The sequence below is a fragment of the Paenibacillus tianmuensis genome, from assembly GCF_900100345.1.
Classification (GTDB): Bacteria; Bacillota; Bacilli; order Paenibacillales; family NBRC-103111; genus Paenibacillus_G; species Paenibacillus_G tianmuensis.
In genome coordinates, this window is record NZ_FMTT01000015.1 from 41,849 (window position 1) to 55,256 (window position 13,408).

The following is a 13,408-nucleotide window of genomic DNA, read 5'->3' on the forward strand; positions in this document are numbered from 1 at the left end:
GAGCTCGCCATTACGCGATACGGGACTCCTTGAAGACCTGTCAGGTCTGAACGGAGTCCCGTTTTCGTGTTATCGGCCGAGCCCGAATACATCTGCAAGCAGTTCGTACGAGCGCAGCCGGGCTTGGAAGTCGTACGTGTAGGTTAGCACGATCAGTTCTTCCACCCCGTAGCTCTTGCTGAACTCGAGCATCTGCGTTCTCACTTTCTCCGGGCCGCCGACGATCATCCGTCTCCGGTTCGCCCGAACCCGCATGCGATCCCAGTCGGTATACGGGTAATTGGCCGCTTCCTCCGGCGTCGGGAAGGGCCAGCGGAACTGCCCCTGCTCCAGCAGCAACAGGCGCAAATCGGTCGATGCCGCCAGCCGTTCCGCTTCCTCGTCCGTGTCAGCGCAGATGACGATCACGCATACGTTCGCCTGAGGAGACGCGCCGAGCGGGCCGGGCCGGTAATTGGCAAAATACCGCCGAACCGCTTCGTGTCCGCCGTCCCCATTAATGAAATGCGCGAACGAGAACGCCCCGCCCAGCTCCGAGGCCCGATCCGCGCTGAAGCCGCTGGACCCGAGCAGCCAAAGCTCCGGTGCCGTATCGACGAGTGGCGTCGCCCGCACGCCTTCGAAGCGGTGTCCCGGCTCCATCCAGTCGGATAGAAAGCCTCCGAGATCGCGGAGCATCACGGCGAAATGCTCTTCCCTGTCCTTCGGCCGGCCGTACCGCAGCGCCTCCGAAGCGATCGGCATGCCGCCGGGCGCCCTTCCGATGCCAAGATCGATTCTTCCTGGATACAGAGCTTCGAGCACCCGGAAATTTTCCGCGACTTTATACGGGCTGTAGTGAGGCAGCAGCACGCCGGCCGAACCGACCCGAATCCGCGACGTATGCGCGGCAATGGCTGCAATTAGAATCTCCGGAGAAGAGCCGGCGAGACCCGGCGTGTCATGATGCTCCGATACCCAATATCGCGTATAACCGAGCCGTTCAACCGTCTTGGCCAGCTCTAACGTGCGCCTCATCGCGTCTGGCGCCGTTTCTCCCGGAATAATCGGCGATTGATCCAATACGCCCAGCTTTAACATTCGAATCCTCCATTCCCCTCCTCTTATGACGTTCGGACGCGTTCATGAAGCCGGAGGATGCCACTTGTTTCTCCGTTCATTATACGCCTAGAAGCCCGGTTGCGCACTTTTACCGTTCCACGCTTCCCTCTTTCGATCTGGTATCCGCAACTTGTAGGAAAACGGACAAGGAAAATTCCCAAAAAGGGTTGAAATCCCAGCATGTTCTGTTATACAATTCAATTGATAAAGATTCTCATTATCATCGTTATTGTCATTGTGCTCTTGCTGGCACTTGTTGAATAAGATCTCCTGCCTCGGAGTTCAGCTAAATTTTAAGGGAGTGGTTGGATTGGAACGGTTATATACGGAACGGTTGGATATTGCCTACGGGGAACGGTCCATTGTACAAAATTTGAATATCAGCATTCCCTCGGGAAAAATTACGGCGCTGGTCGGCGCGAACGGATCGGGTAAATCGACGATCCTGAAAGCGATGGCCCGCATGATGAAGCCGAAGCAGGGCAGCGTCTTCCTGGACGGTAAGTCGATTCATCAGCAATCGACCAAGGAAGTAGCCAAGCAGCTCGCCATTTTGCCGCAAAACCCGACGGCCCCGGACGGCTTGACCGTCTCCGAACTCGTCACCTACGGCCGCTTCCCCCATCAGAAAGGATTCGGCTCGATGACCAAAGAGGATCGCGAGATCGTACGCTGGTCGATTGACATGACCGGAATGGAGGAATTTTACGACCGTCCCGTCGATCAATTATCCGGCGGACAGCGTCAGCGCGCATGGATTGCCATGGCGCTTGCGCAAGGAACCGACATTCTATTCCTTGACGAGCCGACAACGTTCCTCGACATGGCTCACCAGCTTGAAGTGCTTAAGCTGCTGGAAAAGCTGAACCTCGAAGAGCGGCGCACCATCGTGATGGTCGTCCACGATTTGAACCATGCGACCCGCTATGCGCATAATATGGTGGCGATTAAACGCGGAACGGTAGCGGCGGTAGGCAGTCCGGCGGAAGTGATGACACCGGAGATGCTGCAAAACGTCTTCGGCATCGAAGCGGATATTGTGCCAGACCCCCGCACTGGCGTTCCGTTGTGCATTCCGTACGAGTTGGCGGGCCACAGCCGGCCGGTTCAGGTCGCTACCGCCTCCCCTGTCGCCAGACGCTCCGAAGCGCGGGAGCTTGTTGCGGCTGCCAAGTAGAACGGGGAACCGCCGTTTGCTACATATAAGATTTTTCAGGACTCCTTCGTTTTAGAGGGGTCCTTTTTTGTTGCTGCTGTTACTGCTGTTGCTGCCCTCCTCCTTCACGATCTAAGCCATAAATGGGTTGCAGGAAGAAACATTTCCCATAGATTTTTCGTCTAATTTAATATCAAAAGCGGTCGGAAGGTTTCTATGCTCGATCGAAGGAGGGAACGCGAAATGAGCAGGCGCCAACGGTTTGCTATCGCTTTTATGCTCATCACAAGCACCATTATTTTAAATTGGTCCTATCCGGATGCCAAAGCGCTCGGCGTGCGGCTTTTTCAATGGATAGGGCTGCCCGTGTGGTCACAAGGCTCCAGCGGCTTGAACTACGTCGGCATCACCTCGATACTGCTGCTGTTAGCCGGTCTGTTCACCCTCAGAACCGCGCTGCAGCGCCACGCAAGAAAGATCACCCTGCTCGCTTTAATATTGTCCTTCTGGCTGCCCTCCCAACTGATCGTAGCCTACCAAAGCGTGTGGGCTAAAGGAATCTATGCCTTGGAATACGTCAAGGAAGGAAGCCGTTGCAACTACAAAAAAGAAGAGGATCGGGTCACAGGGACATGCTCGCTGACCTTCGTTAATCATAGCGGTCAAGACATCTTGTTCACCTCTTCTATCCGCAATCGCGACTTACACATCGGCTCGTTTCTGGAATCCCTTGACATCCTTGGGGATCAAACCTTGACCATGCCTCCCAGGCAGAAAAAGACACTCAACGTAGCTTTCACAAAAATAGCTGCTGACGCCCGCGCTTCTGCCAGTGGAGCGTTCTACGGACTGGAATTGACGGTGAAGAGCGACGAACAAGAACGAGATGTATAGGCGTTTCGGCGCCGTCGGATGCCAAAAAGCCGCATCTCCCCTGCTGCCAGGGGGTGCGGCTTCGTTTTTGCTGTTAGATGATGCCGGGTTTTAAGGCACTCGACTTAACGATTGTCGACCTTCTCCGGGTATAGATCATGATTCAAGAGCCGGTGCTCGGCCATCTGTTCGTATTTCGTCCCTGGACGTCCGTAGTTGCAGTAAGGATCGATGGAAATGCCTCCGCGCGGGGTAAACTTCCCCCACACTTCAATGTACTTGGGGTCCATTAGCTTTATCAAATCGTTCATGATGATGTTCATGCAATCCTCGTGGAAATCGCCATGATTGCGAAAGCTGAACAAATACAGCTTGAGCGACTTGCTCTCGACCATTTTGAGGTCCGGAATGTAGCTGATATAAATCGTCGCGAAGTCCGGCTGGCCGGTAATCGGGCACAGGCTGGTAAATTCCGGGCAATTAAATTTGACAAAATAATCGCGGTACGGATGCTTGTTATCGAACGATTCGAGCATCTCCGGCGCATAGTTCATCGGATATTTCGTTTGCTGGTTGCCGAGCAGCGTCAAGTCGAGCTCGCCTTCTTTTCTTCCTGCCATGGTGTGCTTGGCTCCTTTCTTTTCCTAACTATTATTATAGCCGATCCAAGGGCAAAAGGTAAAATTTTGTAAAAAAAAGGAAGTATAATCACCGTTTTCGCAAGATAGAAATTACGACAAAAATTGCAAAACCTCTTGAAGGTTTCGGCATAAGATGGTAATATAACAACGAATGATGAGCGGAAGAACCGCCTTATCCATGCTTTAGTGGGTAGGGCGGTTTTTGTGTTTTGGCGGAAGAAAAATCTGTAAACAAAGCACAGTCATGGTACAATAGACCTAGTTCTTTTGGATCTGGAAATACATAACTTTGAATTCACTCGAAAGGAAGATTTTTGATGAAGCGAGTTGTCCCTTTAGTCGTATCCATGATGTTAATGAGTGCCTGCAGCCCCAATGCCAATATGCTGGTTGCCGCAGAGCAGCCGAAAGCGGCTGCGGAGCCAAAAGCAGATGTGTCTTTGAACGATATTTCCGGGCATTGGGCGGAATCCGATATTAAGGCTATCGTGGCAGCAGGGTACGTCGACGGTTATCCCGACGGATCGTTCAAACCGGACCACACCGTTACGAGAGCGGAATTTATCACCATGACGGCAAAAGCAGCCGGTTTGAAGCCGGTACCAGGTAACGATAACAAGGAGTGGTATGCTCCTTACGTCGCAGCGCTTGTGCAAACCGGAATCCACCAATACAAGGACTTTTCTTCCGGTGACTGGAATACGCCGATTACCCGGATGGAAATGGCCCGCCTCGCCGTCCGGGCATCGGATAAATCGCTGCAGACTACTGAGGATAGCACCGATGCGAAGAAGTTTATGTTTTTGGCGACGCAGAAGGGATTGATTACGGGGCTGGCCGGCGGCGAACTGGGTAAAGAAGAATCGGCCACGAGGGCGCAATCTGTGAAGATCATTCAGCGGATTTTGGACGTGAGCCAAGGTAAGAAGCTCGAAGTGGACAAGCGTGCGGCAAGCTATGCGGAAGTGGAGCTGACCGGCAGCAACGTGCAAACCATGTGGGGGAGCCGTGTGGTTGAGCTGCCATATAAGATGCCTTTGCTGAATACAAAAGCAACGGTGAAAATACATCAGATTTTGATTATGGATTTAAAGGAAAAGGATGGGGCCTTTAGGTCGATGTTCGATGGTCAAGTGGAGAGAGTTGACCGTAAACCGATTGGCGATGACTATTTAGTCGCATTGAAAATTGACATGAAAAACGAAACTGGTAACCCACTGGAATACTCATTGTGGGGACAGCTTTCACCGGATTTAGGAGCTAAGCGTGTAAATATACTGGGTACAAATCGCGAAGTGGATAAAAAATTTTTAATGCCGAGATTGGATTCTTCTGCAGGGTGGTTCCTTTTTGTACTTAATAAAGAAGCAGTAGAGAGTGATTTGAAAAAATTTGGTTTTGTATATCTTAGACTCAATGAAAACAATGGAGCTATGATTGAGCTGGGCAAAAAAGGATAATATGCTGGGAGGCTGCTATGGGTAATAAAAATAAATGGAAGAAAATCATTGTAGCAGCCGTAATTTTTATTTTAGGGTTCTCCGTGTTCGCATTTCTACGACCAGACTTCATCATGGCTGCCACCAATTTTAAGACGTTCGAATCCACGTCAACCTTGACCAACTATTCCGTTCCTCTAAATTCAGGCACTCAAATTATTGATCGAGTCGATGTGTATATGCGAGATGCCAGTGGTGCAGAAAGAAAGATCGATGCAAGAAGGTATGAAGTGTCAAATGAACGGATCGTGTTCAAAAACCTAACGGACGGCGTACCGGTTAAGTTATATGGTTACAAGTATACCAATCCGGGCCACATTATTTGGCGTGATCCGAGCGGCAGGTACTGGGATACGCAGGGCGAAAGGACGAAGCATTACCAGTTTCCCGGACATTGCAGCGGTAGCGTCGATCAGGTTCCTTCCCCATGTCCGGGGTTGTTCCCAAGCGATGCGATGATCTATCCATCGAGCAACTATGTTCCTTTTAACGAACCGGATTTACGGAAATGGGACGGCTCAGCCGTAACGACAGCCTATAAAATTGAAACCCCAACAAAATTCTTTTTTGATGAAGATCGGAAAGGTGAGAGTATCGATCCTAGTCGTATTGATCCTAAAAGTATTACGATCATAGATGCTATTGCTGCTGTACCTGATAATGGATTAAAGGTTGAGGATTTTGGTAGGAAAGTAGACGGTTATGGATACCTTAAAGTCTCGAAGCCTCTTACATCATCATATAATAAAGAGGTTACGGACTATCTCCTTTGGCCGGATGTTGAAGATCCAGAATACATCAAACCCCACCAACAAGGTCGAAATTATGTTATGGATGCGGACACGTACTGGACCGCAACAACGTACAAGTTCGAAGGCCGCGTTGAAGTGTTCTACAAAGCACCGACCTTTCCCGACCTGATCCCTGTCGATCTCAAATCGAACGGGCCAGTCAAAATCGGCGAACCAACGACGTTCACTTACACGTTCCGTAACGTCGGAGAGCCGATCAAAAACAAAACCTTCGCGATCTTGATCCAAAACCGTTCCAACGGCAAAACGATTCACAAGGCATCGTTTACAAACGCCGAGCAGAACGTGGATATTACGGGTACGTTTCAGTATACGGTGATGGACCCCGGGAAGCTATTGACCGGATTTTATGTCGATTCGGACAATACGATCGATGAAGGTACGACAGGCGGGGAAGACAACAACTATAAGCCGTTTGATTTTCCAGTCGATATCGGCATCGACGGCGATTTTCGAATTAGGCCCGGACCGACGATCAAAATCCGGGACAATTTCGAGCTGGAGCCTGTTGATTTTAAAATTCCGAAAGGCTGTACCTATTTCGGTCATCAATATCGGTTCAACTATAACGGCCAGACATGGTCGACGAATCGGGTGAAAGGGCAATCGCAGAACAGCGCATTCCCCTATCCGAACGGGAGACCGTTTTATTTTGGAGAAGGCAGCAACTACATAAGTCTGAAAATTCAAACTTCTTGTGGCGAAACGGACTGGATTAAGGAAAAACCGTTAACGGTTCTCCCCGATCCGAACAATAAACCACCTTATTTTCAGGCAGGCTGGTTTTACGATCAAGATCGGAACGGGATCTATCCGCCGGAATACTTTTTGGTAGGCGACATGGTGAATGTCCGTGTTATTCATAACCAGTACACAGACCCGAAATCGCCTTCGGACCCGGACAACGATCCGATCCAGTGGAAATGGGACTTCGATTCAGGTATACACCCTTGGGTTCAAAAGATAGCGAAGCAACTGCACGAAGATTGGGGCAAGACGCTCGACGCGGAAGGCTATTATCATATCAAAGCGGATACGCCGGGAACCTTCTCCGTGAAAGTTACGGCGGATGACGGGCGCGGCGGGACGCGAACGGAAAACGCTTACTTGACTGTGATGGAGCCAAACCCTATTGCGGTCTGCACAGCACCCAAGGAGATTAAAGAAAATCGTCCCGTCCCTCCTGGAGCGATTCACGCAGATAAGAGCTGGAGCCCAGCAAGGAAGTCTATCGACCACTCAAAGGACTTATGGTTTAACAAGCTCAATAAGTACTATAACGGCACCCTGCAGGACGTTACAGCGACTGTTACGCTCGCCAAAGTCGTAGATTACTCTGGCTTGGAATCGACCAGCCCCAGCACCTGCGACATTACCGTGCATCCGGACTTGCCTCCCATCGGCAAAATCGTCGTACCGCCGCTCGGTATCCGGAATCAGCAGGTCACCATCCGGAACCAATCGTACTCGCCGGACGGCGATCAGATCGTCTCCGTCAAATGGCGGCTTAAATACGACGCGGCTAACAACGGTTTTCAGGACGATCCGTGGCTAGATGTTCTTGGGACAGACGGCAGAGTCGTATCCTTTGATAACAACACGCTTGTATTTAAGGCCGACATGATCGGTAAGTATCTGTTCGATGTCCAAGTGACGGAGGACTACGGGAAAAGCGCCATGGCATCCGATACGCAGCCGGAAGCGCCGCGAACGCTGGATATTGTCAATAATGCGCCGCACGTTTCCTTTGCCATCGAAGGGCAGAACGATCAGCCGGGCATGAACCCGCCAATTATGTTTAATGCCAATTCGATCGTAAATTCGTGGGCTCTGTTCGATACGAACACGAATAACCGGCTCAACAACTATGTTTATCAGTGGGCGGCCCAAGGCAACGCTGTCCTGCGGGCTGGCTTGGGAAGAGAAATGGAGCGCCAGGAAAGCATCATCAAGCGAGATAATCCAATGCAGGGACCCACCAGCGTCTTCGGCACGTTCCTATGGCCGGATCTCGGGTTCGGAGCGAATTTTATCAGCTCGTACAAAGGGACCGTATACAAGTGGATGAACGGCAGTTCCTCGCTCACCAGTACGCCTATCTTAGTCCCTTCTAACCTGTGGGATCCAGATACGAGGACATATATAACCGGGTATGCTCCGGCGAAATTCAATTCGCTCGTCCGCACGAACAAAACGTATCTATATTTTGACGAGGGTTCCAAGCTGTATGCCTTGAATAAAAAGAAGCTGCCGCAGTACAGCAGAAAATGGAACAATGCATCTAACAACTTGACGCATGTTTGGGATCGGGACCCGTATGATTTTACCCTTACGCCAGACACGTATAGCGTTCCCGTCCCGTTCCGTGATTCGAAGAACGGCCCAACCTATACCAAAGAAGTTTACTTACCCAGCGAGTACCAAGGTTCTCAAAAGTATGAGGTCGCAGGCGGAATAATCTACCGAGTTTCCAACTACATGATGTACGATTACTTCACCAAGTGCGAAGGCCAAACGACGTGCGGCGTCGGCAAGAGGAATAACTCCTTTGTGATCGAGGCATACGACGCGTATACCGGTAAGCTGATTTCAAGCAATAAGGACAATCCGCTCAAGACCGGCTGGGAAGAGCTCGGGATATCAGTTGATGAAAAGGAGTATGCAGCAGGGCGGAAAACATTCTCGCTGTTAACCAAAGGCGAAAGCCTGGTTATTGTATACCAAAGAGACCCTAATCGGCCGCGTGAAATTGGATTCATCGAGATGAATCCGCAGCTCCAGGAAGTCAGAAGAGGCGGACAATCGTTCCCGGACAGCACGATTAAATATCAAAGAAAATATTATAATACGATGGAGGGGCGCGCGGTTCCGGAGCAGTATGTCGAAGATTACCAATGTAGATACAGCGATCTAAACGGGTTATGGAAAGGGCCTGACGGGGAGTTTTACACCTACATCAAGCGTTCCTGCGACCGGGACGACGGGTACATTAAAATCGACAGAAGGTACAACGAAGATGCCCCGATCGGCGTTTATCTGCTGCGGATCAATAACGACTTGAGCATGGGGTGGACCGCCAGATTGGCGGGTATGGATTGGTGGTACCCTTCTAGCATGATGATGGGTGGAGATATGCAATACAACAATTTTACGGCGCTGGTCGTGAATCCATACAACCGGACCTTGTTGACCCGGAGCCATACCAATAAGGATCTTATGAACGGCAATGGCGAGCATCATGAATATGGACAATACGTCAATATGGACACCGGCGCGGTATCAGAAGGACCTTATCCGTCCAACCATCCATACACCGTTGGCGTAACTCCTGGTGGCGGATTCGATGGGATGGGAGGCTGCTCCTGGTCAACGGATGGAAAATGCAGCAGCTTCAATGTGCATGTGAACGAATTATTGCTCGAATCGCCAGGAGAGCAAGAACGGGGAGATAACTACCTATCCGGATTTTATGTAGGGGACGGCCTGTTTTTAGGCATGTACAATACGGTGAAAAGACAATCTGGCAATGGCTATTACTTCACGCAAACGGATATGTACATGTATCTCGAAAGCGGTCCTTTAGATCAAGATCCGGAGCTACGGAAAGGGTTTGTTCTCGGCCAGTTCGTTTCTCCTGACCGCTATCGCGACACGGACATTACGTTCCGAATGAAGATGACAAGCCCGAACGAGGATACAAGCCTAAGCGGCTTTTCGTTCCGGATGCTCGACCCGACGAACCGGTACAGTCTGGAAACGGACGGCTCCACGCTCTATCTAAGCCGTTACGTCGGCGGCAGCCGAACCGTGCTGCGCAGCCAGGCGTGGCCGTTCGATAACACGGATAATTTATTCAAGATCAGCCTGTCGGGCGATACGATTCAAGTGTTTATGAACGGTGTTCCGGTCTTTGAAGTACAGGACACCACGTTCACCGATGGAAAAATGGGGCCGTTCACCGACAAATCGTTTGTCACGTTCACGGGCATTTCCGTCAAGCAGAACCAGGACAGCCGGGATTGGATGTCTGACTACGCGATTTGGGAAAATGGATCGGCATCGGCCAACGTCCGGTATAAAAATATTTTGTTCGAAGATCCGGAAAACGACCCGATGGCCGGCAACTTCCGCTGGGGAGTAACGCACACGCCGAAGTTCCTAAATAATCAGGGGCTGTCGGCGCTGAACGGGAAGACGTTCGATTCTCCACAGCAAACCTTTGACGCGGTCGGCGTCTATCTGCTCACGCTGCGGGCACAAGACGATCCGAACCGGAACTACTTATGGGCGAGCATGGTGTTTGATCAATACCGCAAATGGTCCAATACGTTCCAGAAAAAATTGACGGTTCACCGCAGGCCGATCGCGCAGTTCACGCTCACGGAGAACGGGGACGGCACGGTCGCTTGGAACGATACGTCCTTCGATCCGGACCGGTTCGATCCGAACCGGGCGGCAGGGGACCCGGCACGCTGCAGTCCGCCCGATGTGACGGGCTACGATTATTGCAGCATGCGCGGGATCGTCTCCCGGGAGTACGGCTATGTCGATCCGGACGGTACGTTTATCGGGGAGAAGCTGACCAGGCCGAAAAAGGCGGGGACATATACCGTGTATTTGCAGGTTATTGACGAGTACGGAGCGAGGTCTTACCCCGCCAACGCTTCGATCCAGCTCAAAGGCAACGTCCCTGAAATTCCAAAACCGACGATCCAGCTAACGTATCCGACCGGAACGCGGGACAATCCGACACTGGAACACGGAACAAGACCGACGATCCATTGGAGGCAAGAGGACCCGGCGGGCCATACGTTTACAGGGTACGAGGTTCAAATCATGGATTCGCGCGGAAGTCTCGTCATCAGCAGCGGGGAAGCAAACCAGAATGCGCCGCCCCATAGCACAGCTTCATGGCAGGTAACGACGGATTTGATCCGCGGCGAGCTGTATCAAGTACGGGTACGCGCGCAGAATCCGTACTATTGGACGGAATGGTCCAATATCGGGTGGATGGTCATCAATTCGGCGCCAAAGGTTATCATTACGAATCCGAGTGGACCCGACGCCTATAATCCAACGCTTATTCTGGATAACAAGCGACCGTCGATTGCTTGGGTTCAATCAGACGGCCAGAAGAACTATTACGCGAAAATGTACATCGAAATTTTGAACGAGACCGGCGGCATGGTCTATAACACCGGATGGAATGCGTATCAGAACACCACGGCAACAACAAACAGCTTCCAAGTACCGACAGACCTGCCGACAGGCGTTCCTTTACAGGCGCGGATGAAGGTCACCGACGACGATCCGAACCTATGGTCCGCATGGAGCAACACTGTATGGTTCTACATCAACATGACGCCGACCGTGACGATGAACGTTCCTTCCGGAACGCAAGCGAATCCGACGCCGATGAGCCCGACGCCGACCGTTTCGTTCACGCAAAGTGACCCTGACCCGAATACGACGTTCACAAAATATCAGGTCCAATTCATCAATGAAGCGGGAAATACCGTGCTCTATGATACGGGAGAACAAGGGCAGCACCTTCAAGGGCAAGTGTCCGTACAAAGCGTCTCCGTTCCTAAGGACCGTCCACTTCCTGCAGGAGCCAAAGTTCAGGTTCGGGCGCGTGCTTTTGACGGTTTCGTATGGTCGACATGGTCTGCTCCAACTTGGCTGCTGACCAACCGCCCTCCGACGGGAAATATTACGTTTGTCACGCCGATTTACGAGCATGACACGCCCGTATTCACCGTATCTGTCTCCGATCCGGATGGCGATGCGATCGACGTCATGGTGGAAAGCAGCTTGAACGGTGGCGCGTTCGGAATCATTCAGCAATGGAGCGGCGTTCCGTCCGGCCAAAGCAAGGCGTTCACCTACGGGCCGCTGCCTCAAGGAAATTACACCTTGCGGCTATCCCTCAGCGACGGCAAGGGCGGAACGTTTAACCAGACCTATTCGTTCGTCGTACTGCCTTTGTCGATTAAGGGCTATGTCACGCATACGCCGGAGTGGGAAAGCTACCGGCTGCTGTGGAACGAGAAGCACCCGGGTGCGCCTCGGGAAGCCGACGTCTTTTGGGCCGGGGAAGCGTTCGAGCTATCGGCGACGGTGACCGATACCGGCACCAGCGCAACCAAGCCGCAGTCGGTCGACGCGACGCTCTTGGATACCGGAGAACAGGTCGAGCTTGACTCTTCCGACCGCATTCGATTCAGCGGGCAACTGGTCAATCCGGATCATGCCCAATCGCTGCGCAGCGGCCAAACCTACACGTTCCGTTTCCGCGTGTATTGGAGCAACGGATTGGTTCAGACCGACGATGTGCCGGTCAAAATTCAAGGCAGCATGTATGATGTGATCGTCAATCAGATCCGGCATTGATAGCGCGAAAAATTCGTCCGCTTGTCTCTGAAACTAAGCGTCAGCGCGAGAATAGTCGCACATTTTCCCGCCCGGTTTGACGATATGAATCTAAACATTTACAATTTAAGGTAGGCATGTCAACCAGTCTACTGGAGGCCCCCGACAGGGGGTCTTTCCTATTCGCATTCCATTCCATTCGGAGGTGTAACCATTTCATGAACGCCGTAATTGATCTGCTCCAAAGCCACCGCTCCATCCGCAAATTCAAGGACGTTCCGCTGCAGCCGGAGCACATCAACGCCATCGTCGCTTCCGCTCAAATGGCCTCGACTTCAAGCAGCGTCCAAGCCTACAGCATCATAGCCGTGACCGACCCGGAGAAAAAGCAGGAGCTGGCCCGGCTCGCCGGGAAACAGGCCTATGTCGAGCATTCCGGTCTGTTCCTGGTATTTTGTGCAGATTTGTACCGGCTCCACGAAGCGACTGAGCTGAACGGTGAAACGTTCCATCAAAATACGGAAAGCTTCATCGTCGCCACCGTCGATGCGACGCTTGCCGCGCAAAATGCCGCCGTGGCCGCCGAATCGCTCGGATTCGGCATCGTGTACATTGGCGGAATCCGCAACGCGCCAGAGGACGTCAGCCGGCTGCTCCAACTGCCCGAGCTCGTCTATCCGGTGTTCGGCATGTGTATCGGTGTGCCTGATCAAGAGCCCTCGTCCCGGCCGCGGCTGCCGCAGCAGGCCGTCCTGCACTATAACAGCTATCAAGTAGACGATGTACGGCAGCAGATCGAAACGTACGACGAGACAATGCAGGAGTATTACCGGGAGAGAACCGGAGGCAAAACGGTGACCGCGTGGTCCAGAGGGATGGCGGACAAATTCCGGCAGCCGGTACGTGCACATATGCGCAGCTTCTTGGAAGCCCGGGGCTTTAAGCTGGAATAGC

Annotated in this window: 7 protein-coding genes; 5 read left to right on the forward strand and 2 right to left on the reverse strand. The window is 52.0% G+C overall.

The genetic code is table 11. The features are described from left to right. Positions 1 to 69: 69 nt before the first annotated feature. A complete protein-coding gene (locus BLO51_RS12040; RefSeq protein ID WP_090671662.1) occupies positions 70 to 1,080 on the reverse strand; it encodes an LLM class flavin-dependent oxidoreductase in 1,011 nt (336 codons plus the stop codon). A 331-nt stretch (positions 1,081 to 1,411) separates the two neighbouring features. Here BLO51_RS12040 and BLO51_RS12045 point away from each other — a divergent pair, with 331 nt between their 5' ends. Further along, on the forward strand, positions 1,412 to 2,278 hold the full coding sequence (locus BLO51_RS12045; RefSeq protein WP_090671665.1) for an ABC transporter ATP-binding protein: 867 nt from the start codon (positions 1,412 to 1,414) through the stop codon (positions 2,276 to 2,278). 222 nt (positions 2,279 to 2,500) lie between these two features. Further along, positions 2,501 to 3,151 carry a hypothetical protein gene (locus BLO51_RS12050; RefSeq protein WP_090671668.1) on the forward strand — a complete coding sequence of 217 codons (651 nt, stop codon included), beginning with the start codon at positions 2,501 to 2,503 and terminating at the stop codon, positions 3,149 to 3,151. Between the two features lie 104 nt (positions 3,152 to 3,255). Here BLO51_RS12050 and queF read toward each other — a convergent pair whose 3' ends face one another. Further along, positions 3,256 to 3,750, reverse strand: a complete 495-nt coding sequence (gene queF, locus BLO51_RS12055; RefSeq protein WP_054973159.1) for a preQ(1) synthase — start codon at positions 3,748 to 3,750, stop codon at positions 3,256 to 3,258. A 338-nt stretch (positions 3,751 to 4,088) separates the two neighbouring features. On the opposite strand from queF, the gene BLO51_RS12060 reads away from it, so the two are divergent. From BLO51_RS12060 to nfsA, 3 genes are all read left to right on the forward strand, one after another. Beyond that, a complete protein-coding gene (locus BLO51_RS12060; protein ID WP_090671671.1) occupies positions 4,089 to 5,231 on the forward strand; it encodes an S-layer homology domain-containing protein in 1,143 nt (380 codons plus the stop codon). An 869-nt stretch (positions 5,232 to 6,100) separates the two neighbouring features. Continuing rightward, positions 6,101 to 12,475 (forward strand): fibronectin type III domain-containing protein, encoded by a 6,375-nt coding sequence (locus BLO51_RS12065; RefSeq protein ID WP_090671673.1) that lies wholly within the window; start codon positions 6,101 to 6,103, stop codon positions 12,473 to 12,475. A gap of 197 nt (positions 12,476 to 12,672) precedes the next feature. Further along, entirely contained in the window at positions 12,673 to 13,407 is a 735-nt protein-coding gene (gene nfsA / locus BLO51_RS12070; protein ID WP_090671675.1) for an oxygen-insensitive NADPH nitroreductase, read from the forward strand. Position 13,408 lies beyond the last annotated feature (1 nt).

Coding starts and splice junctions, on each gene's coding strand:
- BLO51_RS12065 (WP_090671673.1), top strand. CDS start 6,101: ATGGATGCGGACACGTACTGGACCGCAACAACGTACAAGTTCGAAGGC.
- nfsA (WP_090671675.1), top strand. CDS start 12,673: ATGAACGCCGTAATTGATCTGCTCCAAAGCCACCGCTCCATCCGCAAA.
- BLO51_RS12040 (WP_090671662.1), bottom strand. CDS start 1,080: ATGTTAAAGCTGGGCGTATTGGATCAATCGCCGATTATTCCGGGAGAA.
- BLO51_RS12060 (WP_090671671.1), top strand. CDS start 4,089: ATGAAGCGAGTTGTCCCTTTAGTCGTATCCATGATGTTAATGAGTGCC.
- queF (WP_054973159.1), bottom strand. CDS start 3,750: ATGGCAGGAAGAAAAGAAGGCGAGCTCGACTTGACGCTGCTCGGCAAC.
- BLO51_RS12050 (WP_090671668.1), top strand. CDS start 2,501: ATGAGCAGGCGCCAACGGTTTGCTATCGCTTTTATGCTCATCACAAGC.